General features: G+C 58.7%; 24 protein-coding genes and 3 tRNA genes. 18 read left to right on the top strand and 9 right to left on the bottom strand.

The genetic code is table 11. The features are described 5' to 3' along the window. The first annotated feature begins 44 nt into the window (after nucleotides 1–44). The 9 genes from HBN98_RS23220 to HBN98_RS23180 all read left to right on the top strand — a co-directional run bounded on the left by HBN98_RS23220 (nucleotide 45) and on the right by HBN98_RS23180 (nucleotide 4,558). Nucleotides 45–767, top strand: coding sequence for a LexA family protein (locus HBN98_RS23220; protein WP_083368987.1), 723 nt, complete (start codon nucleotides 45–47; stop codon nucleotides 765–767). Nucleotides 768–863: 96 nt separating this feature from the next. Further along, nucleotides 864–1,043: a hypothetical protein gene (locus tag HBN98_RS23215; RefSeq protein WP_083368986.1), complete on the top strand. Its 180-nt coding sequence runs from the start codon at nucleotides 864–866 to the stop codon at nucleotides 1,041–1,043. Continuing rightward, nucleotides 1,040–1,630 (top strand): hypothetical protein, encoded by a 591-nt coding sequence (locus tag HBN98_RS23210; protein ID WP_083368985.1) that lies wholly within the window; start codon nucleotides 1,040–1,042, stop codon nucleotides 1,628–1,630. Before HBN98_RS23215 ends, HBN98_RS23210 begins: the two co-directional genes overlap by 4 nt. 10 nt (nucleotides 1,631–1,640) lie before the next feature. Beyond that, nucleotides 1,641–1,922: a phage antirepressor KilAC domain-containing protein gene (locus HBN98_RS23205; protein WP_083368984.1), complete on the top strand. Its 282-nt coding sequence runs from the start codon at nucleotides 1,641–1,643 to the stop codon at nucleotides 1,920–1,922. A 140-nt stretch (nucleotides 1,923–2,062) separates the two neighbouring features. Then, nucleotides 2,063–2,473 (top strand): hypothetical protein, encoded by a 411-nt coding sequence (locus HBN98_RS23200; protein WP_083368983.1) that lies wholly within the window; start codon nucleotides 2,063–2,065, stop codon nucleotides 2,471–2,473. After that, nucleotides 2,473–2,853 carry a pyocin activator PrtN family protein gene (locus HBN98_RS23195; RefSeq protein WP_083368982.1) on the top strand — a complete coding sequence of 127 codons (381 nt, stop codon included), beginning with the start codon at nucleotides 2,473–2,475 and terminating at the stop codon, nucleotides 2,851–2,853. The genes HBN98_RS23200 and HBN98_RS23195 overlap by 1 nt, the downstream gene beginning before the upstream one ends. Continuing rightward, on the top strand, nucleotides 2,850–3,323 hold the full coding sequence (locus HBN98_RS23190) for a hypothetical protein (protein ID WP_083368981.1): 474 nt from the start codon (nucleotides 2,850–2,852) through the stop codon (nucleotides 3,321–3,323). Before HBN98_RS23195 ends, HBN98_RS23190 begins: the two co-directional genes overlap by 4 nt. Continuing rightward, on the top strand, nucleotides 3,320–3,526 hold the full coding sequence (locus HBN98_RS23185) for a DUF4224 domain-containing protein (protein ID WP_083368980.1): 207 nt from the start codon (nucleotides 3,320–3,322) through the stop codon (nucleotides 3,524–3,526). Before HBN98_RS23190 ends, HBN98_RS23185 begins: the two co-directional genes overlap by 4 nt. After that, nucleotides 3,527–4,558: a site-specific integrase gene (locus HBN98_RS23180; RefSeq protein ID WP_083368979.1), complete on the top strand. Its 1,032-nt coding sequence runs from the start codon at nucleotides 3,527–3,529 to the stop codon at nucleotides 4,556–4,558. Between the two features lie 93 nt (nucleotides 4,559–4,651). Here the strand turns inward: HBN98_RS23180 and HBN98_RS23175 are convergent. The 8 genes from HBN98_RS23175 to HBN98_RS23140 all read right to left on the bottom strand — a co-directional run bounded on the left by HBN98_RS23175 (nucleotide 4,652) and on the right by HBN98_RS23140 (nucleotide 9,578). Then, nucleotides 4,652–4,738, bottom strand: a tRNA-Leu gene (locus tag HBN98_RS23175). 194 nt (nucleotides 4,739–4,932) lie between these two features. Further along, nucleotides 4,933–5,006: transfer RNA gene (locus HBN98_RS23170), tRNA-Cys, on the bottom strand. A 46-nt stretch (nucleotides 5,007–5,052) separates the two neighbouring features. Continuing rightward, nucleotides 5,053–5,128, bottom strand: a tRNA-Gly gene (locus HBN98_RS23165). Nucleotides 5,129–5,188: 60 nt separating this feature from the next. After that, the gene (gene pgsA / locus HBN98_RS23160) at nucleotides 5,189–5,749 is read right to left on the bottom strand and encodes a CDP-diacylglycerol--glycerol-3-phosphate 3-phosphatidyltransferase (protein WP_007965084.1); all 561 of its coding nucleotides are present in this window, start codon (nucleotides 5,747–5,749) and stop codon (nucleotides 5,189–5,191) included. Nucleotides 5,750–5,781: 32 nt separating this feature from the next. Then, a complete protein-coding gene (gene uvrC, locus HBN98_RS23155) occupies nucleotides 5,782–7,605 on the bottom strand; it encodes an excinuclease ABC subunit UvrC (protein ID WP_083368978.1) in 1,824 nt (607 codons plus the stop codon). Between the two features lie 2 nt (nucleotides 7,606–7,607). Then, complete coding sequence (gene gacA, locus HBN98_RS23150) at nucleotides 7,608–8,249, bottom strand: response regulator transcription factor GacA (protein WP_083368977.1); 642 nt, start codon at nucleotides 8,247–8,249, stop codon at nucleotides 7,608–7,610. Between the two features lie 127 nt (nucleotides 8,250–8,376). Next, nucleotides 8,377–8,820, bottom strand: a complete 444-nt coding sequence (locus HBN98_RS23145; protein WP_083368976.1) for a GNAT family N-acetyltransferase — start codon at nucleotides 8,818–8,820, stop codon at nucleotides 8,377–8,379. Then, nucleotides 8,820–9,578: a carbon-nitrogen hydrolase family protein gene (locus HBN98_RS23140; protein ID WP_083368975.1), complete on the bottom strand. Its 759-nt coding sequence runs from the start codon at nucleotides 9,576–9,578 to the stop codon at nucleotides 8,820–8,822. The genes HBN98_RS23145 and HBN98_RS23140 overlap by 1 nt, the downstream gene beginning before the upstream one ends. 620 nt (nucleotides 9,579–10,198) lie before the next feature. On the opposite strand from HBN98_RS23140, the gene HBN98_RS23135 reads away from it, so the two are divergent. Beyond that, complete coding sequence (locus tag HBN98_RS23135) at nucleotides 10,199–11,263, top strand: 3-deoxy-7-phosphoheptulonate synthase (protein ID WP_083368974.1); 1,065 nt, start codon at nucleotides 10,199–10,201, stop codon at nucleotides 11,261–11,263. Nucleotides 11,264–11,335: 72 nt separating this feature from the next. Here the strand turns inward: HBN98_RS23135 and HBN98_RS23130 are convergent, their stop codons facing one another. Beyond that, nucleotides 11,336–12,505, bottom strand: coding sequence for a hypothetical protein (locus HBN98_RS23130; protein WP_083368973.1), 1,170 nt, complete (start codon nucleotides 12,503–12,505; stop codon nucleotides 11,336–11,338). 337 nt (nucleotides 12,506–12,842) lie between these two features. Between HBN98_RS23130 and HBN98_RS23125 the strand changes: the two genes are divergently transcribed. From HBN98_RS23125 to HBN98_RS23090, 8 genes are all read left to right on the top strand, one after another. Continuing rightward, nucleotides 12,843–13,712 (top strand): esterase/lipase family protein, encoded by an 870-nt coding sequence (locus HBN98_RS23125; RefSeq protein WP_083368972.1) that lies wholly within the window; start codon nucleotides 12,843–12,845, stop codon nucleotides 13,710–13,712. A 96-nt stretch (nucleotides 13,713–13,808) separates the two neighbouring features. Next, nucleotides 13,809–14,090: a peptidylprolyl isomerase gene (locus HBN98_RS23120; RefSeq protein WP_007912303.1), complete on the top strand. Its 282-nt coding sequence runs from the start codon at nucleotides 13,809–13,811 to the stop codon at nucleotides 14,088–14,090. A 135-nt stretch (nucleotides 14,091–14,225) separates the two neighbouring features. Then, on the top strand, nucleotides 14,226–16,094 hold the full coding sequence (locus HBN98_RS23115) for an extracellular solute-binding protein (protein WP_083368971.1): 1,869 nt from the start codon (nucleotides 14,226–14,228) through the stop codon (nucleotides 16,092–16,094). Next, nucleotides 16,094–17,155: a microcin C ABC transporter permease YejB gene (locus HBN98_RS23110; protein WP_083368970.1), complete on the top strand. Its 1,062-nt coding sequence runs from the start codon at nucleotides 16,094–16,096 to the stop codon at nucleotides 17,153–17,155. Before HBN98_RS23115 ends, HBN98_RS23110 begins: the two co-directional genes overlap by 1 nt. Next, entirely contained in the window at nucleotides 17,155–18,177 is a 1,023-nt protein-coding gene (locus HBN98_RS23105) for an ABC transporter permease (RefSeq protein ID WP_083368969.1), read from the top strand. Before HBN98_RS23110 ends, HBN98_RS23105 begins: the two co-directional genes overlap by 1 nt. Nucleotides 18,178–18,186: 9 nt before the next feature. Further along, entirely contained in the window at nucleotides 18,187–19,761 is a 1,575-nt protein-coding gene (locus HBN98_RS23100; RefSeq protein WP_083368968.1) for an ABC transporter ATP-binding protein, read from the top strand. A 141-nt stretch (nucleotides 19,762–19,902) separates the two neighbouring features. After that, nucleotides 19,903–21,318, top strand: a complete 1,416-nt coding sequence (locus tag HBN98_RS23095) for a sigma-54 interaction domain-containing protein (RefSeq protein WP_083368967.1) — start codon at nucleotides 19,903–19,905, stop codon at nucleotides 21,316–21,318. Nucleotides 21,319–21,600: 282 nt separating this feature from the next. Then, complete coding sequence (locus tag HBN98_RS23090; protein WP_064587717.1) at nucleotides 21,601–22,992, top strand: GntP family permease; 1,392 nt, start codon at nucleotides 21,601–21,603, stop codon at nucleotides 22,990–22,992. Nucleotides 22,993–22,998 lie beyond the last annotated feature (6 nt).

Here is a 22,998-nt window from a genome sequence, read left to right as displayed (position 1 = left end):
ATGTTCAACTGACAGATTAGCAATCATTATGTGACTATCAACCTATGATTGATAAAGAATCCGAAAGACTTATGTTTGCCGAGCGGCTTAATACTGCACTGGACGCCAATGGCGTACGTCAGCGTGGCCGAGGGGCAGACATCATCAAACAGCTCAGCTCCAAGGGAGTGGTTAAGACCGCCCAAGCCGTCAGTAAATGGCTAAACGGGGCGGCTATTCCAGAAATCGATAGTTTAACGGCGCTATCCGCCTGGCTAGGCGTGCGCAGGGAGTGGCTTGAGCATGGGGTCATGCCAGTTTTTCCTCATGAAACAGGTAATCAGCAAGTAGCGCAGGACGAGAATGTTATCGCCTTGACATCAAGCATGAACAAAGTGCCGCTGATCTCATGGGTTCAAGCTGGAGCTTGGTGCGAGATTGCGCCTACCGTCGAACTACTCCATGCCGAACAGTGGGTGCCCTGCCCTGTGAATATCAGCAGATCGGGGTATGCGCTTCGCGTTGTCGGAGACTCAATGACAAATACCGGCCCAGGTCGCAGCTATCCAGAGGGCTGCATCATTTTTGTCGATCCCGATCTCGCTGTGAACAACGGTGATCGAGTGATCGCTTCTTTGCCGAGCAGCAACGAAGCCACGTTCAAGGTGTTAGTGAAGGACGCCGGAAAGCACTACTTAAAACCTATAAACCCGCAATACCCCATCATTGAAATGACGGATGAAATGCAAATTTGCGGAAAAATCGTTGGTTCATTCACTCCCGAGTGAATAGTAAACCCCACATTTTCACCTGATGGTTGTTGACTTAATTTAACCACTGGTTGATATTCGCCTCACTCTTTACCACAGAGCGAGGCAATACCTATGCGCACCACCGCAACCTTGCATGTCCATCCAGCATGCGTCAGCAATCGCAAACTGATTGAACAGCTGCAGCTCACCACGGGCTGCCTGGTCGTCATTCGTAACAGCAAACCCAAGCTTGTCGCCAAGTCCTGCCAGCCCTCTCCTATCGATCCGAACGGTGGAGGGCATGCGGCATGATCAAGTACAAGATCGACAACCGCACCCTGCAGTTGCTTAACGCCCAGGTCAGCCTAACCGAGACCTTCAACCACGTCCTGCGCACAGCACCGAAGCGTGAATGCCTGGCATTCCGTCTCAAGGCTGAGCGCGGCGCAGTGGAAAGCACTTTTGTCGTGGAGCTGCGCAGCGAACGCCACACGCTGACCCTGCCAAACGACAAGAAGATGCACCTCAAACTGGCCGACTTTATTGAAGAGATTGCCAACGGTCCGTTCGACGCGAGCAACTCCAGCGATCTGGTGCATCTCCCACATGCGGATCGTCAATACGGCCGTTTTGATATCCAGGACAAGCAGCGCGTGTTCGAACTGGTGCACACCGGCGGCGTGCTGAGCCTCGACATGGGTTTTGAACTTCCCCTGCATGTGGCGCTGCATCGCACTCATACACGCCGCGGGGTCACCGCCATCTTGAGCATCGGCAACAAGAGTCCGCATACGCGCTGCTTCACCTTGTACGACCCCGATGCCGAGATCTACGCAAGGCTCCTTGAGTCCATCAACCACCTTGCTGCAGCGGCCACTCCTGCTGCGCACGCGGCATGAGGAGGACGATATGGAACGCACCCTCGCCCAAGCAGCCGCACAACTCGGCCTCACTCGCCCCAAATTGATCGCTCTCATGCGGGAAAAAGGTTTGCTCAAGGGAAACCTGCCGGCAGACCCGAAGCGCGACAAAGCGTACCTGCGGATCAAGGACAGCCCCTGGTATGACGAAAAATGCGGAATGCAGTACAGCCAGTCGACCCGCGTCATGCAAGCCGGCATCCGCTGGCTGGCCGAGCAGCTGGACATCGATCTTCCTGCCATCCCGGCAGATCGCCGTGACGTGGCCTAGGGAGTACGCCCGCCAGATCGTTGCCATGCGCACACGCGAGGAGCGCAACGCCGCGCTCCTCGAAGTGCCCGAACATCTGCGCGAGCTGACCAGACGCCACTGCCTGAATACATGGGCTCACTCCAAAAGGAAAAGAACACATGAATAACCATCTGATGGATCAGTACCTCATTGACCTTTTACGCACGCCCGCAAAGCAGCGTAGCCGTCACAAGATTCACGAGGTGATCACTCAAATTGCCGCGATTGCACAATTGGAGGAGCGATTTGATATCAAGGCAGACTGGACGCAGTACCAGCTAATGGAGCTGCAGCGTGAAGCAATGGAGCTAGAAACCATTGCTGAGTTACTCAATGCGACTCCGACGTTCGACCACGGGGATTTTGCATTCAACATTCGCAAGACGGAACTCGACTGGCGTGCCTCGCTCACGATGCTGCTGACCAACGCAGGGGCCCAGGCTGGCAATGAATACATATCGAGGCATGGAGGCACCGCTGAAGAGGCAGTGCTCAACCTCAGAACGACAGTCAGGACGTGGATAAGCTAATGAAAGCCGCTAACCAGAACCCACTTCGTCTGCACGCTGCACCGGAGTCAGCCACTGTTGAACTGCTCTACCGCATCTTCGGCGACGTCCTGGTCCCCCTGGAAAAAGTGCGCGAGCAGTACTTTCGCAACCTCAACGAACAGTCCTTCGTGGCGGAAATCCAGAGCGGCAGAATTCAGCTGCCGATCACTACGCTGGACACCAGTCGTAAAGCGCTGAAGTACGCGCACATCCGCCACGTTGCCTCGCTGATCGACATCCGCGCCTACAAGGCCGATGAACACATGCAGCGCCAACAGGACGGCCAACGCAATGTCGCCCCCACACCACTGACGGCTGTCACCACCAGCCAACAACAATCTCAGGAGCACACCACATGATGACCCCAATACAAGTCGGCGCACTCGTCATCCTGATAGTTCTAGCCGCCTTGCTTGTCTGGGGCGGTTACATCATGGGCCGCAGCGATGGACGAAAGACCGGCCTACGCGAGGGCGAAGATATCCAGCGCGCCGCAAGTGCCAAAACCATCCGAGAGCTTCAGTCCTCTCTGCAGTTCATCCGAGCCGATTACACGCGCCTGGCACAAGCCTGCAAACGACTTGAAGCAGATCCGCACTTCGGCCCGGCCGAGCACCAGACGCTGATCGCCATCGGCGAGCTGCTGCGTATCGCGGCCGAGACGTTCAGCGCTTTTCGTACCGGGAAGAAACTTGAACGTGATGCTCGGTCCCTTCGTACACAAGCACTTGCGATGGCAGGAAGCTTGCCGCCGACCTCGAAGGACGAACACTCCAATCAGCAAGCACCTTTGAGAAACGCTTTAGGACCTAGCAAGGAGGCAGCATGACAATCCAGTTTTTAAGCCATGAGCAAGTATGCGAATTGACCGGCGCCAAAACTAAAGCAGGTCAGATCACCGTTTTAAAGAGAAATGGCATCCGCCATACGATAAAAAGGAATGGATGGCCCTGCGTCGTGACTTCAGCGCTAACAGGGTCAACCACCACCACATCGGAAACGCCGAAGTGGCAGCCACGCTTGGTGGGATAGATGGGACGAAGACCAACGAAACCGGGGAGCATTCCCCGCTTGCGTGAGAGAAAGCGCGGCAAAACAACCTACTACTTGTACGACACTGGTGGAAAACCGCGCAAAGAAATCCCCCTGGGTACTGACTATGGCCTTGCCATCTTAGAGTACGCAAAACTGGAGAAAAGCCGTGTATCTCAGGCTTTAATGCAAGAAGTATTAACTTTTGCATACGTTGCCGAGCTCTATACGAAGGAGGTCGTTCCAACCAAAGCCCATGCCACTCAAAAGGACAACGCGCGCGAACTTAAAAACCTTCTGCTGTTCTTCAACGATCCGCCTGCCCCGCTTGAAGCGATCGAACCGAAGCATGTCAGTCAGTACCTTCGTCACCGGGGCAAAACAGCACCAATTCGCGCGAATCGAGAAAAGGCCTTACTCAGCTCCATTTGGAACTTTGCTCGCGAGAATGGTTACACGTCTCTGGCAAACCCCTGCGCCGGGATAAAGGGCAATAAGGAATCTGGTCGCGACGTATATGTCGAAGACGACGTTCTTGCCAAAGCATATCTGTACGCCGATCAACCATTGAGAGATGCCCTGGACCTGTTCTATCTGACAGGACAAAGGGTGGCCGACACACTGAAGATGGATGAGCGAGATATCAAAGACGGAAAGCTTTCCGTCCAGCAGGGGAAGACTGGTGCGAAACGAAGGATCGAGATTATTGGAGAGCTCAAAATTGTGATAGATCGAATCATGGCTCGAAAGGCTGGCTACAAAATCAGATCAACACGCCTTGTGGTAATCGACTCTGGACAGCCGATGACGACGAGCATGCTCAGGAAAAGATTTGATGACGCTAGGGAGGCAGCCGGGATTCCGAAAGCAGAATTTCAGATGCGGGATTTACGAGCAAAAGCGGCAACTGACAAAGAGGAGTCGACGGGGAGCATTCGCGAAGCTCGAGACCAGTTAGGGCATACAACTGTCGGGATGACGGAGCAGTACATTCGGATGCGTAAGGGCATGAAGGTAACCCCTACGAAGTGACCAACGGTTTCGAATTGCGGAAAAGATTTTCTGATTGCGGAAAAAAGAACTAAGGGCTTGCACGAGGTATTTCATGCAAGCCCTTGATATTCATGGTGCCCGAAGCCGGAATCGAACCGGCACGCCCTTACGAGCGGGGGATTTTAAGTCCCATGCGTCTACCAGTTTCGCCATTCGGGCGGTAGCGCGGTGCAGCGCTCATATCAGTCATTCAACGTACTTGACTGTATTGAGCCTTGTGAAGCAGAGCGGGAAATATATACATCACGTCCCGTTGAAGCAAGTTCGCAGTGGCTGATTTCAAGACTAAATCTTGCAGCGCACTGGAAATAAAAAAGCTCCGTAAATCATCGATCTACGGAGCTTGTTTATAGTGGAGGCCGAGGTCGGAATCGAACCGGCGTAGGTGGATTTGCAATCCACTGCATAACCATTTTGCTACTCGGCCTCAAACGATCGCTGTCTAGTAGCACAACAACAACCGCGTACAAACTTGGAGCGGGAAACGAGACTCGAACTCGCGACCCCGACCTTGGCAAGGTCGTGCTCTACCAACTGAGCTATTCCCGCTTGGTGTGGCGCATTCTATAGATTTCAGATGCCCCGTCAACCCTTTGATTCAAAAAAGTTTTATTTCTTTTCAACGTCGGTTTTCAGATGTGGCCAGGCAGCCCGCAGGTATTGAACCATCGACCACAATGTCAGGCCTGCCGAGATCATCAGCAACGAGTAACCCAGCAAGACCCAGAAGCTGAAGTCGCGAGGATTGGCCAGCAGGATCACCAGCGCCAGCATCTGCGCCGCAGTTTTCCACTTGCCGAGATTGGACACCGCTACGTGGGCACGGGCGCCGAGTTCGGCCATCCACTCACGCAAGGCCGAGACGACGATCTCTCGGCCAATGATGACTGCAGCGGGCAGCGTCAGCCACAAGTTGCCGTGTTCCTGCACCAACAGCACCAATGCCACGGCCACCATCAGCTTGTCGGCGACCGGATCGAGGAAGGCGCCGAACGGCGTGCTTTGCTCCAGGCGACGTGCCAGGTAGCCATCCAGCCAGTCAGTGGCCGCCGCAAAGGCGAATACCGAGGCGGACGCCATGTAACTCCACTGGTAAGGCAGATAGAACAGCAATATGAAGATCGGGATGAGCAGGACGCGTAGAACGGTAATCAGATTAGGGATATTCATCGGCACAACTGGCTACGAGGTGAGTTGGCATTCTACTCGCTATGCAGGTTTGCATAAATCGACTCTGCGAGCTTTTTACTGATCCCCGGTGCTTTGGCGATCTCTTCGATGCTTGCACGAGACAGCTCCTGCAATCCACCAAAATGTTTCAACAAGTCCCGACGTCGGGTCGGTCCCACGCCCGCAACGCCTTCGAGCGTCGAGGTGCGGCGGGTTTTACCGCGCCGGGCGCGGTGTCCGGTAATCGCGAAGCGGTGAGCTTCGTCACGAATCTGCTGGATCAGGTGCAGCGCAGGCGAATCGCCACGCAACGTGAACTCGTGCGCGGCATCATTAAGATACAAAGTTTCGAAGCCTGCCTTGCGCGTTGCGCCCTTCGCCACACCCAAAAGGATGAGATCAGGCACCGCCAGTTCATTCAACACGTCGCGGGCCATCGACAACTGACCCTTACCGCCGTCCACCAACAGGATGTCCGGCAACTTGCCCTCCCCGTCCTTCAGTTTGCTGAAACGCCGGGTCAACGCCTGATGCATGGCCGCATAGTCATCGCCCGCCGTGACGCCTTCAATGTTGTAGCGGCGATAGTCGGACTTGATCGCGCCTTCCGGGCCGAACACGACACAGGAGGCCACGGTGGCCTCGCCACTGGAATGACTGATGTCATAGCATTCCAGGCGCTGCGGCGGCTCATCCAGATTCAGCACTTGCGCCAGCGCATCGAAACGCGCGGCGGTGTGTTGGCGGTTGGCCAGACGCGCCCCCAGCGCCTGCTCGGCATTGGTGACCGCCAACTGCTGCCAGCGTGCGCGCGTGCCACGCACCCGGTGGCTGATGGACAGTTCGCGACCGCGCAACTCGTGGATGGCATCGATCAGTGCCGTGGCGTCTTCGGGGATCACGTTGACGATCAGTTCGCTCGGCAGGTCGCGCTCCGGACTGCTGATGAAGTACTGACCAAGAAACGCCGCCATGACTTCCGCAACGTCCTCCTCGATACCCACCTGCGGGAAGAAGTTCTTGCTGCCCAGCACTCGTCCGCCGCGCACGCTGATCAAATGAACGCAGGCGCCACCCGGATTGACGAAGGCGGCAACGACGTCGATGTCGCCAGTGCCGCCTTCCATGCTTTGCTGATCCTGAACCCGGCGCAGCAAGGCAATCTGGTCGCGCAGTTCGGCGGCACGCTCAAACTCGAGATTGATCGCGGCCTCTTCCATCGCCGTAGAGAGCTCATTGGTGAGCGCGTGACTGCGCCCCTCTAGAAACATCACCGAATGGCGAACATCCTCGGCGTAGACCTCAGGCTCGACCAGTCCGACACAAGGCGCCTTGCAGCGTTTGATTTGATACTGAAGGCACGGGCGCGTGCGGTTCTTGTAATAGCTGTCTTCGCACTGACGGACGAAAAAGGTCTTTTGCAGCAGACTGAGACTTTCGCGGATGGCCCCGGCGCTCGGGTAAGGGCCGAAATACTTGCCCTTGGCCTTTTTCGCGCCGCGATGAATGCTCAAGCGCGGGAATTGGCCGTCGGAAAGAAACACGTAGGGGTAGGACTTATCGTCGCGCAACAGAATGTTGTACGGCGGGCGCCATTCCTTGATCAGCGTCTGCTCAAGCAGCAACGCCTCGGTTTCGTTGGCGGTGATGGTCGTTTCGACCTGAGCGATACGCCCGACCAGTGCAGCGGTTTTCGGCGCCAGACCGGTCTTGCGAAAATAGCTCGCAAGGCGCTTCTTGAGGTTCTTGGCCTTGCCGACGTACAGCAGGCGCGCATCGCTGTCGAACATGCGATAAACGCCAGGACGCCCACTGACAGTCGCCAGGAAGGCGCCGGAATCGAATGTTTCAGTCATGGTCAGGCGCTGGCATCAACCATGCCGTGGCGTACAGCCAGCAAGGTCAGCTCGACATCGCTGCTGATCGACAGCTTTTCAAAGATCCGGTAGCGGTAGGTGTTCACCGTTTTCGGCGACAGGCAGAGCTTGTCGGAAATAATCTGCACCTTCTGACAACCGACAATCATCAATGCGATCTGGATTTCTCGTTCGGACAGGGCATCGAAAGGCGAATCGTTGGTGGGCTGGAACGATTTGATCGCCAGTTGCTGGGCAATCTGCGGACTGATGTAGCGCTGCCCGGCAAAGACCAGCCGAATGGCCTGGACCATTTCCGGCAGACCCGCGCCCTTGGTCAGGTATCCGGCGGCACCGGCCTGCAGCAGACGCGTCGGAAACGGATCTTCCTCACATACCGTGACAGCAACGACCTTGATGTCCGGATGACTGCGCAACAGCTTGCGTGTGGCCTCAAGACCACCGATACCGGGCATCTTGACGTCCATCAGGACCACATCGGGTTTCAACTCACGGGCCTTGATCAGGGATTCTTCCCCGGATTCGGCCTGGCCAACCACCTGCAAGCCATCGATATCGGCCAGCATACGTGTAATGCCTGTACGAACGAGATCATGGTCATCGACCACTAGCCCCCTAATCAAGCAGACACCTCGCGATATGGTCTTATTGGGATGCCCGACACCTTAGCAAAAAGTGCCCGACAGACCTAGCGGCAAGCGTCATTTAAAAAGTTTCAATTCATCATCGAGGGCTTGCCAGCCGTGGGTTTCAGAGCACAGGTGTACTGAAAACGAGCTGCATCCTCAGGAAACACTCGTCCTCGCCGCACACCTGCAAGCCTTTTCTCTTATACAGGCTTTGCGCCGGATTATTTTTGAATACGGTCAGGCGCAACGCCGGGCGCCCTTCTGCGCGAACCATGGCGATAACCTGATCAATCGCCCAGGATCCTGCGCCCTGCCGGTGAAAATTTTCGGCAACTTGCAGCTCGCGAATGTACAACGCCCGACGATCACGACTGAGGCTGAAAAAGCCCACGGTGACGTCATCCAGCAAAATCAGCCAGTTGTCACGTCCGGTCCAACCAACATCGAACGCTTCGTCCTGCCATAGCAGATCGTGGTCAATGTAATAGCGCAGCATATTCCGACACGCCAGCGCTCGGGCAAACTCCAGATCATCAGGTCCCGCGCGCCGCAAACAGTACGCCATTACGCCACCGCCACGGAAACCACCCGCCCTTGCCATTCGCCGGCATCACGCCGCGCTATCACCAACAGTTCGCCCGCCCCCGGCGCAGCCACCACCAGCGAGCCGTTTTCAGACCAGATTGCGCTACGCCCGGCCGACTGCCACCCGCCCGTAAGCCCGGCATGGTTAGCCATCAGCACCGCCATCGAGTGCTTTTCGGCGTACCCCTGCAGCAGCGCGCTGTCTGCGTCATAGCCGCTTTCTCCGATCAGCACCCCTGCCGCATACAGGTTGGCACCATGGCCGGCGGCGGTTGCTGCGTGGCTGGCGTGGGAAAAATCAGCGCAGACAGCCAGTGCCACGCTGTCACTGCCTACACGCAGAAACGAGCCACCGGAACCGGGTGCAAAGAAACGCTCTTCACCGGTGTGCAAATGTTGTTTGCTGTAGACCTCAAGAGAGCCGTCCCCGCCTAACGTCAAAGCGCCGATCAGCGCCTGCGAACCCTCTTTCAGACGAATCGGCATGCCGACGACAGCGTTGATACCCAGTTTTTGAGCCCGTTCGCGCAAGGGTTGCAGCACCGCGTCCTGCGGGTCGATCGCCATGTCAGCGGCCAACTGGCCTTCGTAGCCCGTCAGGGATAGCTCGGGGAACACCAAAAGCTCGACCCCGTGTTTCGCCGCCACGGTCATGAAACGCAAATGAGCGGCAATGTTCGCGGCCAGATCACCAGCAATGGAAAGCGACTGTGCTGCAGCGACAGTGAGCGTTGACATGATTCTTCCTTGTGGCCTCTGACAAAACACCCAGTGTGTCACAACGTCTGTGGCACTCAAGCGATAGGTAACGCGCTGAATGAGCGATAGCAATTTCTGATTGCTCAGGCCTACGAGCCTCTAGTAAGCTCGGCGCATTCATCGGAGACAGACCATGTTCAACGCCCTCTCACAGCTTCGTTCCGCCAGCGCCCTGCGCTCGGTTGCGGCTGCCCGGGTGAATGGCGTCTGCGCTCCAGCCAGCTTTTATTTTGGGTATTGGTTTAGCCACTGGCGCGCCTGATACCCACCGGCGCCCATGAAAACGGGTCGCCTACCAGAGAATTCTCAACCCCCGGTCGGCCTCCCGACCGGGGGTTTTGTTTTTTCAGGCCCAACATTTTTTACAGCAACACACCAGACACTTTGAGGAATCACGAAATGAACTACGCCACTTATTACCGTTACGACAGTTTTACCGCCTGGCGATTTACCAGCCTCCGCTCGGGACAGCCTGCCGCCTCCGATCGGTCACCCACAGGTGGCAAGCACACACACGCAGCCAATACGGCCAATTGTCGAACACCCCAGTAGGGCCGAGTGAGCGGGAAACACCCGCCGCCAGCCCAGGAATCCCGAATATGAACTCGTCTGTTTCTGCTCTGCCACTGTCCACCCTCAATTCTGCCAACGAAGCACTGACCCTGCGTCTGCCCAGCTCGTTGCAGCTCAAACAGCAATTGCCCCTGAGCAATGCCCTCGCCCAGCAAGTCGCTGCCCACCGCCAGGCGGTCCGCGCGATTCTCAACGGCGAAGATCATCGCCTGCTGGTTGTCGTCGGTCCCTGCTCGATTCACGACCCGCACTCTGCGCTCGAATACGCCGAAAAGCTTTCCCGACTGGCACATGACGTCAGCGACGAAATGCTCCTGGTCATGCGCGCCTACGTCGAAAAACCACGTACTACTGTCGGCTGGAAAGGCCTCGCCTATGATCCGCATCTGGACGGCAGCGATGACATGGCCGGCGGTCTGACCCTGTCCCGCGAACTGATGCTCGAGATGATCCGTCTGGGCCTGCCCATCGCCACCGAGCTGCTGCAGCCAATGGCTGCGGGCTATTTCGACGACCTGCTGAGCTGGGTCGCCATCGGCGCACGCACCACCGAATCGCAGATCCACCGGGAAATGGCCAGCGGCCTGAACGTGCCCGTGGGGTTCAAGAACGGCACGGACGGTGGCGTTAGCGTAGCCGTCGACGCCATGCGTTCGGCAGCGCATCCGCATCGTCACTTCGGCGTCGACAGCCAAGGGCACCCGGCGATTATCCAGACCCCGGGGAACCCCGACACACACCTGGTACTGCGCGGTGGCCACAAGGGTCCGAACTACGATCGCGAGAGCGTGGCCCGGGTGCATGCTGACTTGACCCGCTCGAAGATTCCGAGCCGGATCATGGTCGACTGCAGTCACGCCAACAGCGGCAAGGATCCCCTGCGTCAACCCCAGATATTCAACGAGGTGCTCGAGCAACGCCTACAGGGTGATCGCTCCCTGATCGGCATGATGATCGAGTCCCATCTGTTCGAAGGTTGCCAGCCTTTAAACCCTGCTTTGCGTTATGGCGTATCGATCACCGATGGTTGCCTGGGATTCAGTGCGACGGAACAGTTACTGTCGAGTGCAGCTGCACGTCTGCGGGCCTGATCATCGCCAGCCTTTGCGGGATGCCTCAACGTCCCGCAAAGGCTGATTCGCCGTTCAAACTGCAAACCGGCGTCAGGCTCGCACGCGAATGCGGGCAACGCCGGAGACATGGCTGACGTCATCCAGCCGCTCCACCTGGTACGACACCTGGACCACGGTTTCACGATGCTCTTGCCAGAACCGGTAAGGCACGATGAAGACCAGTGGCTGACCAGCGGTTTCCCGGGTGATATCGCGATCATCGCGATGACTGAAATATTCCCCGTCGCATTTGAGATACACCAACTCGCCCTCCTCGGCCTGGGCATTGCTGATCACCACGGTCACACCATCCACGGTGTCTGCTGCATCCAGTTCGCCGTCCGGCGCCTCCAGCACCTGCGGTGCCGCCAGATCGCCGCGAATCAACGGCGCGATCAGGATTTTCGCCGTTGCCGAGCGTCTCACCGGCGCATCCATTGACTCGACCTGATAGCTGACCATCACCTCTTGTTGGGAATAGGGAACGATGCGCTCAGCGTTTATCCAGAAGGACAGTGCTTCGCCGACCGCAAACGGCTCAACGATCAACGCGTCAGTGTACGTCGGTTCCGCGCCTTGCCAGGACAGGACGACCCGGTCCCCGGCAGCCATCCGCGCATAGGGTCGCACAGTGACACTTGTGCCGTGCGGAACACGATCGGGATCAAGTGTGCCGCCCACCGTCTCTTCAATGAACGGTGCAAGCAGCTCGGGGGCGGAATCGCCCACATTCAGTTGCAAGCGACTGGATGGCACTGGTTCCGACAGGCCGACACTGTAGAGCGTCCAGTAAAGCTCCAGCGAACCGCGCTCCAGTGCCGCGACGTGCGCGCCCTTGATGACGAAGACGATGTCCTGACCGATCTGTGCTTCGGTGACAGAGCGCGAAACGTCATGACGATAAGGCAATCCTTCGGCATCGAGCCCATGCCAGCTCAGCACCACCTTGTCACCGCACAGCATGTCAGGGTAAGGCGCCACCCTGACATACGCATGGCTCAGATTGGGGTCGAGCATCCCTTCATCCAATACCTCCAGCATCGGAGCGGGCAGCCTCAACGCTGAAGATGGCCTCGGCGAGAGCGCTGGCCGGTAGCTGAATTCAAGGCTTTCACCCGCCACTTTCACATGCAGATGGCCGCCGTCGGCGACATTCGACAGTGGGGCAGCATTTTCCATCGGTATTGCAGAGTTGCTGGCAGTGACTTCGTTAATAGACATTCGCGGCTCCATTCCTTGGAAAAAACGCCGCCATCGAGGCAGCGTCGAACGAAGCCCATTGAACACCATCAAGCGCCTGAACGAAGTCAGCTCAGAGCCTTGCGAACCGAGGGCAAACACACCGCAGGGCGTAGGCATCCGGCAGCAAATATGAAAAAACGGGACAAAAGATTGCCAAATGTTCCGACTACCCCCTCAAGCAGAACTGAAAAATCGCACAGTTTTTAGTCCAGATTCCTCGCAATTCCGCGGATTTTTCAGACATCGCCAGCCCGCAGCCGTGTTTTACAGTGGCACGCATCAACCACCGACAAGCATCTGCAAAAGAGGCAGGAACATGCAACGGAATGCGACAACGCGCTACCCCATCCTTTTAGTCCATGGCCTGTTCGGGTTTGACCGCATCGGTCGTTTCGAGCTTTTTCATGATGTCAAGCAAGCACTGCGAGAGGCAGGCTGCCAAGTGTTTGTGCCGCAGCTGTCGGCAACCCATGACAATGAAGTGCGCGGCCAGCAGCTGATGCTGCAAATCGAGCGCGTGTTGCAAGGCACCGGCGCCAGCAAGGTCAACCTGATCGGGCATAGCCAAGGCGCGCTGGCCTGCCGTTATGCCGCGGCGCTGGCACCGGAACACGTCGCCTCGGTCACGTCGGTCAGCGGTCCCAATCACGGTTCGGAACTCGCCGATGCCTTACGCATGGCACTGATTCCGGGGCGTCTGCCTGAGCAACTGGCAGAACTGCTCGCAACCCAATTCGCCGACCTGCTGTCACTGCTCAGCGGTCAACCCAAGCTGCCGCAGCAGGCAGTCGCAGCGCTTAACGCCCTCACTACCGTCGGCGTCGGTCACTTCAACAACAAGTATCCTCAAGGCCTGCCTTCGACCTGGGGCGGTCAGGGTGCGGAACAGGTCAATGGCGTTCATTACTATTCCTGGAGCGGCACGCTGCAAGACGATCTGATGCAACCACTTGATCCAGTGCATGCGGTGTGCCGGGGATTGTCGGGACATTTTGTCGTGGAGGCCGGGCAGAATGATGGCTTCGTCGGTCGCTACAGCTCGCACCTGGGCACGGTGATCCGCTCCGACTACCCCTTCGACCATCTCGCCAGCCTGCGGCGCCCCGGCGGGCTGCGAAAACTCGCTGATGATCCCGTCGAACTCTATGTCGAGCACGCCATGCGTCTGAAGGCCGCGCAGTTGTAAGCGCAGGCCAACGCATCGAGCGGAACTTTGCCGAGAAATCGCTTACTGAATCCGGTAGGCTCCACACTTTACTGAAATAGATTGGAGAGTTTCCCCATGGCTAAAGCCACTGCCCGCCACATCCTGGTTTCCAGCGAAGACAAGTGCAACGAACTCAAGGCCCAGATCGAAGGCGGTGCTGATTTCGCCGAAGTCGCCAAGGCCAACTCTACCTGCCCGTCCAGCCGTCAGGGCGGTGATCTGGGTTCGTTCGGTCCTGGCCAGATGGTCAAGGAATTCGACACCGTGGTCTTCAGCGCGCCGATCAACGTCGTGCAAGGCCCGGTGAAGACTCAGTTCGGTTATCACCTGCTCGAAGTCACCAGCCGCCAGGACTGATCCGTCGCCTGGTTGCTGCCCCAACGGCCCGCCTTTTGGTGGGCCGTTGTGTTTTGGTTACAGGATACGGCTGGCGACTGACGCGCCGCTCGCGTACAAATTGCGCTTATCGATCACCCGGCTTTAAGGCTGAAAATGCGACTGGCTTTCCCTTCTCTGCTGTTCACTGCCGTGGCCCTGCTGTTGGGTGCCGCTGGTGTGGACGCCACCCCGCAACACGCGTTGACCGTCTATGGCGAACCTGCCAAATACCCGGACGGCTTCAGCCACTTCGACTACACCAATCCGCAGGCGCCCAAGGGCGGCACAATGCGCCGCTCGGCGATAGAGATCGGTCATTTCGATCACATCCTGCCTTATATAGACAAAGGCATCGGCGTCACCCAGATTGACGGCATGCTCTATTCACCGCTGGCCCAGCGTTCGATGGACGAGCCCTACACGGTCTACGGTCTGGTGGCGCAGAAGATGGAGCGCTCGGAGGACGGGCTGTCGCTGCGCTTCTTCATCAATCCCAAGGCGCGTTTCGCCGACGGCCAGCCGATCACTGCCGAAGACGTGCGCTATACCTACGATTTGTTGATGACCCAGGGCAGCCTGCGTTATCGCACGCAGTTCGCCGACGTCAAAGGCGTGGAAGTGGAAGCGCCGCTGACCGTGCGCTTCGACTTCAAGAGCAACGAGAACCGCACCCTGCCGTTGGACATCGCCACCCTGCCGGTGTTTCCCGAGCATTGGTGGAAAACCCGCGACTTCGCGGGTGGCGGTGGCTATGAACCGCCATTGGGCAGCGGCCCGTACCGGGTCGGCAAGGTCGACTCCGGGCGCAGCATCACCTTCGAGCGCAACCCGGACTGGTGGGGCAAGGACCTGCCAGTCAGCCGCGGCCTGTACAACTTCGATCACTTCAGCATCGAGTATTTCGGCGACACCGACGTCGCGCGCCAAGTGCTACGTGGCGGTGCCTATGATTACAATCGCGAGTTTTCTGCGACCGGCTACTCGATTGGCTATGACAGCCCCGCGCTGAGTGACGGCCGCTTGCAAAAGGCCCACCTTGCCACCGAAGCCCCGCAATCGGCCCAGGGCTTCGTGTTCAATCTGCAAAAGCCGATGTTCCAGGATCGCCGGGTGCGCCAGGCGCTGGCGATGCTCTGGGATTTCGAGTGGAGCAACCGGCAGATGATGCGCAACATGTACATCCGCCAGCAGAGCTACTTCTCCAATTCCGCACTGGCAGCCCGCGAACTGCCGGATGCCGCAGAGCTGAAGATCCTTGAGCCGCTGCGCGGGCAGATTCCCGATGAAGTCTTCACCCAGGTGTTCGAGGCGCCGAAAACCGACGGCAGCGGCTTGATCCGCGACAAACAGCTGCAAGCGCTGGCATTGCTTGAACAGGCCGGCTGGAAACCCGATGGCGACCAACTGGTCAACGCCGAGGGCGAGCCTTTGAGCTTCACCTTTCTGGTCAGCCAGAACGGCATGGACCGCCTGCTCCTGCCTTACAAGCGTACGCTGAAGCAGATCGGCATCGACCTCAATATCCGCCGCATCGATTCTTCGCAATACGTCAACCGCCTGATGAGCCGCGACTACGACATGATCGTCACCGGTTACCCGGTCACCACGTCCCCGGGTGGCGAGCTGCTCAATTACTTCGGTTCGATTTCCGCCAACGATCCCGGCGCCAACAACTATATGGTGCTGAAGAATCCGGCGGTTGACACCTTGATCAACGGCCTGATCCGCGCCTCGACCCAAAGCGACATGCTGCATTACGCCCATGCGCTGGACCGGGTGCTGCAGTGGAACTACTACTGGATTCCCAATTATTACCCGCCGGGCACCTCCACCGTCTGGTGGAACCGTTTCGGCATGCCGGCGATACAGGCGAGCAATGATGAAGCGATCGAGAGCTGGTGGGAGATCAGCAGCACCCCGCTGACCAACCAGCAGATGACCGCCGAAAAGATCAGCCGTGGCAGACCCGGAGGACCGCACTGATGTGGGCATACATTCTGCGGCGCCTGCTGCTGATCATTCCGACGCTGGTGATCATCCTGCTGGTCAATTTCGTGATCATTCAGGCGGCACCCGGCGGTCCGGTCGAACAGGCCATCGCGCATCTGCAGGGGATTGGCGGCGCCAGTGTCGGCGGCGGTTCCAGCGAAACCATGAGCAGCACCTCGCGTGCCAGCCGTGGCCTCGATCCGCAACTGATCAAGGACATCGAAAAGCAGTACGGTTTCGACAAACCGGCGCATGAACGCCTATGGCTGATGCTCAAGAACTACGCGCAGCTGGATTTCGGCAAAAGCTTCTTCCGCGGCGCCACGGTCACCGACCTGATCCTGGAAAAAATGCCGGTGACCATCTCCCTGGGTCTGTGGGCGACGCTGATCACCTATCTGGTGTCGATCCCGTTGGGCATTCGCAAGGCGGTGCATCACGGCAGCCATTTCGACATCTGGAGCAGCACCGCGATCATCATCGGCTACGCGATGCCGGCGTTTCTGTTTGCGATGTTTCTGATCGTGGTATTTGCCGGCGGCACCTCACTGAACTGGTTCCCGGTGCGCGGGCTGGTCTCCGACAACTTCGAATCACTGTCGGCCCTGGGCAAGATCGCCGATTACTTCTGGCACCTGGTGTTGCCGGTGACCGCACTGGTGATTGGCGGTTTCGCCACGCTGACGATTCTCACCAAGAACTCGTTCCTCAATGAAATCACCCGCCAGTATGTGGTGACTGCCCGTGCCAAAGGCCTGAGCGAACGCCGCGTGCTCTACGGTCATGTGTTCCGCAATGCGATGCTGCTGGTGGTGTCGGGGATTCCGCAGGCGTTCATCAGCGTGTTCTTTGCCGGCTCGCTGTTGATCGAAGTGATCTTCTCCCTCGACGGTCTCGGCCGCATGAGTTACGAAGCGGCGGTTTCCCGGGACTATCCGGTGGTGTTCGGGTCGCTGTTCATCTTTACCCTGTTCGGCCTCTTGATAAAACTGATCGGCGACCTGTGCTACACCCTGGTCGATCCACGCATCGACTTCGCCGCGAGGAATGCCTGATGTTCAAGCTCTCGCCTCTGGGCCGTCGCCGTTTTGCGCGATTCAAGAAAAACCGCCGTGGCTGGTGGTCGCTATGGCTGTTCATCGGACTGTTCATTCTGACGCTGGGCGGTGAACTGATCGCCAACGACAAACCGCTGGTCGTCAGCTATCAGGGCCAGTTCTATTTCCCGGTGTTCAAGCGTTACACCGAGCAGGAATTTGGCGGACAACTGCCGTTCCAGGCCGATTATCGCAGTGACTACGTGCAGAACCTGATCCGCAAGGACGGCGGCTGGCTGCTGTTCCCGCCGATCCCGTTCAGCGATGACACACCTAACTACGACCTCAACCAACCAGCCCCGAGCCCACCAACAAAGGTCAACTGGCTGGGCACTGACGATCAGGCCCGTGACGTGTTGGCGCGGGTGATTTTCGGCGCCAGGGTGTCGATCCTGTTTGCCTTGATGCTGACCGCCATCAGCGCCCTGATCGGCATTGCCGCCGGCGCCCTGCAAGGCTATTACGGCGGCTGGGTCGATCTGCTCGGACAGCGTCTGCTCGAAGTCTGGAGCGGGTTGCCGGTGTTGTATCTGCTGATCATCCTGTCCGGTTTCGTCGAGCCGAATTTCTGGTGGCTGCTGGGCATCATGGCGCTGTTTTCGTGGCTGGCGCTGGTGGATGTGGTGCGCGCCGAGTTCTTGCGCGGACGCAACCTGGAATACGTCAAGGCGGCGCGCGCCCTCGGCCTGAGTGACCGCAAGGTGATTGTCCGACACATCCTGCCCAATGCGATGAACGCGACGTTGAGTTACTTGCCGTTCATTCTGACCGGGGCCATTTCCACCCTCACCGCCCTCGACTTCCTCGGTTTCGGTATGCCCGCCGGCAGTGCCTCGCTGGGCGAACTGATCGGCCAGGGCAAGCAGAACCTGCAAGCGCCGTGGCTCGGGCTGACGGCGTTCTTTACCCTGGCGTTGATTCTTTCCTTGCTGGTGTTCATTGGCGAAGCGTTACGCGACGCGTTCGATCCACGATCCTGAAGTGCGACCATGACTGATAACCTGATCGAAATCCGTGACCTCAATGTCGCCTTCCATGGCCAGCCAGCGGTGCGCAACCTGTGCCTGGACATCCGCCCCGGCGAATGCCTGGCCCTGGTGGGCGAGTCGGGCTCGGGCAAATCGGTGACCGCGCATTCGATCCTGCAATTGCTCCCGCAAGGTGATGCGCAAACCAGCGGCAGCATTCGCTATCGCGGTCAGGAGCTGGTCGGCGCCGATCCGAAGGTGCTGCGCGAACTGCGCGGCAATCGCATCGCGATGATATTCCAGGAGCCGATGACCTCGCTCAACCCTCTGCACACTATCGAAAAGCAGATCGGCGAAACCCTGCTGGTGCATCGCGGCTTGGGCGGTAAAGCGGCGCAACAGCGGATTCTCGAACTGCTGGAACTGGTGGGCATTCAGAAACCCAAAGAACGTCTCAAGGCCTATCCGCATCAACTGTCCGGCGGACAACGGCAACGGGTGATGATCGCCATGGCCCTGGCCTGCGAACCGGAGCTGCTGATTGCCGATGAGCCGACCACTGCGCTCGATGTGACGGTGCAGCGCAAGATCCTGCTGCTGCTCAAATCCTTGCAGCAGCGGCTGGGCATGTCGCTGCTGCTGATCAGCCACGACCTCAATCTGGTGCGCAGCATTGCGCAACGGGTATGCGTGATGAAGGCCGGCGAAATCGTCGAGCAGGCGCCGTGCGAAACCCTGTTCACCGAGCCGAAGCACCCTTACAGCTGCGTGCTGCTCAACGCCGAACCGGAGGGTGAAGCATTGCCCCGGGACGAGCGTGAGAACGTGTTGGAGGTCGATGACCTGCGAGTCGAATTCGTCGTCGGTGGCGGGCTGTTCCAGCGCAAACAATACCTGCGGGCGGTGGACGGCATCAGCCTGAATATCCAGCGCGGCAAAACCCTGGGCATTGTCGGCGAATCCGGCTCGGGCAAGTCGACCTTGGGCCAGGCGATTCTGCGGCTGCTCGACTCCGAGGGCAGTATCCGCTTTCAGGGCGCCGCCCTCGACGGCCTCGACCAGAAGCAGTTGCGACCGTGGCGCCGGCAGATGCAGGTGGTATTTCAGGACCCGTTCGGCAGCCTCAGCCCACGGATGTCGGTGGCGCAGATCATCAGCGAAGGGCTGGAGGTGCACTGTCAGTCCAGCGCCGAAGAGTGCGATGAACAGGTGATCCGCGTGCTTAAGGAAGTCGGCCTCGACCCCGACAGTCGTCACCGTTACCCGCACGAGTTTTCCGGCGGCCAGCGCCAGCGCATCGCCATCGCCCGGGCACTGGTGCTGAAACCGGCGCTGATCCTGCTCGACGAGCCGACCTCGGCCCTCGACCGTACCGTGCAGAAGCAAGTGGTCGCCCTGCTCCGCGACCTGCAGGAAAAACACGGCTTGACCTATCTGTTCATCAGCCACGACCTGGCAGTGGTGCGGGCGCTGGCCCACGACATGATCGTGATCAAGGACGGCAAGGTGGTCGAGCGCGGCGCCAGCCATGAGGTGTTCGATTCGCCGCAGCATCCTTACACCAAAGAGCTGTTGGCGGCGGCACATCCGGGGTAGGCATAATCTGGCGCATGCCTTGATACCGAGTCACATCTATCGCGAGCAGGCTCACTCCTACAGTGGAACGCATTTCAAATGTAGGAGTGAGCCTGCTCGCGATGGCGTCGCCACAGCCGAAACACATTCAGGATCTGTCATGTGAACAGCACCGAAAGCCTCAAGGACTACCAACGCGTTCGCACGCTGGCGATCCGCTCGCTGTTCGAGATCATCGAGCAGTCCAGCGAAGGCACGGTGATTGTTGACCGGGATGCCAACATCGTCTGGATGAACGAGCGTTATGCCCGGCGTTTTGGCCTTGAGTCGGCGAAAAAAGCCATCGGCCAACCCTGCGAAAGCGTGATTCCCGGCAGTTTGCTGCGCGAAGTGGTACGCACCGGCCGGCCGATCCTGCTGGACATGCAGGACACGCCGAAAGAGCCGCTGGTGGTGATGCGCCTGCCGATCCATGACGACGCTGGGGCAGTGATCGGCGCCATCGGTTTTGCCCTGTTCGATGAATTGCGCACGCTGTCGCCGATGCTCAAGCGCTACCTGAGCATGCAGGAAGAGCTGGCCTCGACCCGTTCCCTGCTTCGGGCCCGGCAGACCAAATACAATTTCGCCCATTTCATCGGCACCAGCACCGCCAGCCTTGAAGTCAAACGCCGCGCCCGGCGCAGTGCCAGCACCGACTCGCCGGTGTTGCTGCTCGGCGAGACCGGTACCGGCAAGGAGCTGCTGGCCCAGGCAATTCACAGCGCCTCGCCCCGCGCGCACAAAGCCTTCGTCAGCATCAACAGTGCGGCGATTCCCGAAGCGTTGCTTGAGGCGGAATTTTTCGGCACTGCCCCCGGAGCGTTTACCGGCGCTGACCGCAAGGGTCGCAGCGGCAAGTTGCAGATCGCTCAGGGCGGCACGCTGTTTCTCGACGAGATTGGCGACATGCCGCTGCCGCTACAAAGCAAACTGCTGCGGGTATTGCAGGAAAAGGAATTCGAACCGGTCGGCTCCAACGATGTGATTCAAAGCGATGTGCGGGTGATCGCGGCGACATCGACCGATCTGCAAGCCGCGATCAAGCGCGGCGAGTTCCGCGCCGACCTGTATTACCGCCTCAACGTACTGCCGATCCATGTTCCGCCGCTGCGTGAACGCCTCGATGATTTGCCGGCGCTCAGCGAAGCGATCCTTGAAGAGCTGCGCAGTCAGCATGAACTGAGTCGCGCGGCACTGGATCTGCTCGGCCAGCACGCCTGGCCGGGGAACATCCGTGAGTTGCGCAACGTGCTGGAACGGGCGGCACTGCTCAGTGACGACCTGATCCTCACCGAAGAGGATATTCGCAGCTCCATCGGCACGTTTACCCCGGTTGAACGCCCGTCGGCGCCGACACTGGAGCCCTTGGCCGACGAGACATTCGCCCAGGCGCGCCAGCGGTTTGACCGGCAACTGATCCAGTCCGCCCTCGCGCAATGTGCGGGCAAGGTGCCAGAGGCGGCGGCTCGCCTGGGGTTGGGGCGGTCGACGTTGTACAAAAAAATGTTGGCCTTGGGCATCGCTGAGTCTCAATAGAGAGATCATGTCTCCACAGCGAGACTAAAACTTCAAGATCAAAAGATCGCAGCCTTCGGCAGCTCCTACAGGGTGGATATGGAAATTCCATGAAGGAGCTGGCGAAGGCTGCGATCTTTTGCCTCAAAAAAGTCTCACTAGCGAGACATTTATCCGGATAGTCGTCCCAAAAAACCGTATAAATCTTTAAATTTCAATAACTTGAATATCTGGCACAGATCTCGCTAACGCCTCTCCTGCACCCGCAACACCCACAAAAATAACAATCCCTGGAGACACTCCATGAGTGTGATCATTGCCTTGGCCGCCCTCGCGCTGCTGATGCTCGCCGCCTACCGTGGCTACAGCGTTATCCTCTTCGCCCCGATCGCCGCGCTCGGCGCTGTCCTGCTTACTGACCCTTCTGCCGTCGCCCCTGCCTTTACCGGGGTGTTCATGGAAAAAATGGTCGGCTTCATCAAACTGTATTTCCCGGTATTCCTGCTCGGTGCCGTGTTCGGCAAGTTGATCGAGTTGTCGGGGTTCTCCCGTTCGATCGTTGCGGCGGCGATTCGCCTGCTTGGCACCCGCCAGGCGATGCTGGTGATCGTGCTGGTCTGCGCCCTGCTTACCTACGGCGGCGTGTCGCTGTTCGTGGTGGTGTTTGCGGTGTATCCGTTCGCGGCGGAGATGTTCCGCCAGAGCAATATCCCCAAACGCCTGATCCCGGCGACCATCGCCCTCGGCGCGTTCTCGTTCACCATGGACGCCTTGCCCGGCACCCCGCAGATCCAGAACATCATCCCCAGCACCTTTTTCAACACCACCGCGTGGGCGGCGCCATGGCTGGGCGTGATCGGCACGATTTTCGTGTTCTGCGCCGGCATGCTGTTCCTGCAGCGCCAGCGCAACAAGGCCCAGCGCGCCGGCGAAGGTTATGGCACCGAGCTGCGTAACGAACCGGAAACGGCTGAGGACCTCAAGCTGCCGAACCCGTGGATCGCCCTGTCGCCGCTGCTGGCAGTGGGCATCATGAACCTGCTGTTCACCCAGTGGATTCCGCAGTGGTACGGCAAGACTCACAGCCTCGCGCTGCCGGGGATGGCCACGCCGGTGACCACGGAAATCGCCAAACTCACCGCGATCTGGGCGGTGCAAGCGGCCTTGCTGATCGGCATCCTGATGGTACTGGCGTTCGGCTTCAAAGCGATCCGCAGCAAACTCGCCGAGGGCAGTAAAAGCGCGGTCAGCGGCGCGTTGCTGGCGGCGATGAACACCGCTTCCGAATACGGTTTCGGCGCGGTGATCGCCTCGTTGCCGGGGTTCCTGGTGCTGGCCGACTGGCTCAAGCAAATTCCCAATCCACTGGTCAACGAAGCGATCACGGTCACCCTGCTGGCCGGGATTACCGGTTCGGCGTCGGGCGGCATGAGCATCGCGCTGGCGGCGATGTCCGAGCAGTTCATTGCCGCGGCGCATGCGGCGAACATTCCGCTGGAAGTGCTGCACCGCGTGGCCGCGATGGCCAGCGGCGGCATGGATACGCTGCCGCACAATGGCGCGGTGATCACCTTGCTGGCGGTCACCGGCCTGACCCACCGCGAAGCCTACAAAGACATTTTCTGTATTACGCTGATCAAGACCCTGGCGGTCTTCGTCGTGATCGGCACTTTCTACGCCACTGGCATTGTGTGAGGTATT

The sequence above is a fragment of the Pseudomonas koreensis genome (assembly GCF_012986595.1).
GTDB lineage: Bacteria > Pseudomonadota > Gammaproteobacteria > Pseudomonadales > Pseudomonadaceae > Aquipseudomonas > Aquipseudomonas koreensis.
The sequence above is the reverse complement of the archived record's forward strand: the minus strand, read 5'-3'. Positions and strand labels throughout refer to the sequence as shown.

Bases quoted from the DNA above. Each gene is read 5' to 3' on its own strand.
- HBN98_RS23220 (WP_083368987.1), top strand. From the start codon at position 45: ATGATTGATAAAGAATCCGAAAGACTTATGTTTGCCGAGCGGCTTAAT.
- HBN98_RS23145 (WP_083368976.1), bottom strand. From the start codon at position 8,820: ATGGCGTACTGTTTGCGGCGCGCGGGACCTGATGATCTGGAGTTTGCC.
- HBN98_RS23110 (WP_083368970.1), top strand. From the start codon at position 16,094: ATGTGGGCATACATTCTGCGGCGCCTGCTGCTGATCATTCCGACGCTG.
- HBN98_RS23215 (WP_083368986.1), top strand. From the start codon at position 864: ATGCGCACCACCGCAACCTTGCATGTCCATCCAGCATGCGTCAGCAAT.
- HBN98_RS23195 (WP_083368982.1), top strand. From the start codon at position 2,473: ATGAAAGCCGCTAACCAGAACCCACTTCGTCTGCACGCTGCACCGGAG.
- HBN98_RS23090 (WP_064587717.1), top strand. From the start codon at position 21,601: ATGAGTGTGATCATTGCCTTGGCCGCCCTCGCGCTGCTGATGCTCGCC.
- HBN98_RS23185 (WP_083368980.1), top strand. From the start codon at position 3,320: ATGACAATCCAGTTTTTAAGCCATGAGCAAGTATGCGAATTGACCGGC.
- HBN98_RS23130 (WP_083368973.1), bottom strand. From the start codon at position 12,505: ATGTCTATTAACGAAGTCACTGCCAGCAACTCTGCAATACCGATGGAA.
- HBN98_RS23190 (WP_083368981.1), top strand. From the start codon at position 2,850: ATGATGACCCCAATACAAGTCGGCGCACTCGTCATCCTGATAGTTCTA.
- pgsA (WP_007965084.1), bottom strand. From the start codon at position 5,749: ATGAATATCCCTAATCTGATTACCGTTCTACGCGTCCTGCTCATCCCG.
- HBN98_RS23135 (WP_083368974.1), top strand. From the start codon at position 10,199: ATGAACTCGTCTGTTTCTGCTCTGCCACTGTCCACCCTCAATTCTGCC.
- HBN98_RS23180 (WP_083368979.1), top strand. From the start codon at position 3,527: ATGGGACGAAGACCAACGAAACCGGGGAGCATTCCCCGCTTGCGTGAG.
- HBN98_RS23115 (WP_083368971.1), top strand. From the start codon at position 14,226: ATGCGACTGGCTTTCCCTTCTCTGCTGTTCACTGCCGTGGCCCTGCTG.
- HBN98_RS23120 (WP_007912303.1), top strand. From the start codon at position 13,809: ATGGCTAAAGCCACTGCCCGCCACATCCTGGTTTCCAGCGAAGACAAG.
- HBN98_RS23140 (WP_083368975.1), bottom strand. From the start codon at position 9,578: ATGTCAACGCTCACTGTCGCTGCAGCACAGTCGCTTTCCATTGCTGGT.
- uvrC (WP_083368978.1), bottom strand. From the start codon at position 7,605: ATGACTGAAACATTCGATTCCGGCGCCTTCCTGGCGACTGTCAGTGGG.
- HBN98_RS23100 (WP_083368968.1), top strand. From the start codon at position 18,187: ATGACTGATAACCTGATCGAAATCCGTGACCTCAATGTCGCCTTCCAT.
- HBN98_RS23205 (WP_083368984.1), top strand. From the start codon at position 1,641: ATGGAACGCACCCTCGCCCAAGCAGCCGCACAACTCGGCCTCACTCGC.
- HBN98_RS23210 (WP_083368985.1), top strand. From the start codon at position 1,040: ATGATCAAGTACAAGATCGACAACCGCACCCTGCAGTTGCTTAACGCC.
- HBN98_RS23200 (WP_083368983.1), top strand. From the start codon at position 2,063: ATGAATAACCATCTGATGGATCAGTACCTCATTGACCTTTTACGCACG.
- HBN98_RS23105 (WP_083368969.1), top strand. From the start codon at position 17,155: ATGTTCAAGCTCTCGCCTCTGGGCCGTCGCCGTTTTGCGCGATTCAAG.
- HBN98_RS23125 (WP_083368972.1), top strand. From the start codon at position 12,843: ATGCAACGGAATGCGACAACGCGCTACCCCATCCTTTTAGTCCATGGC.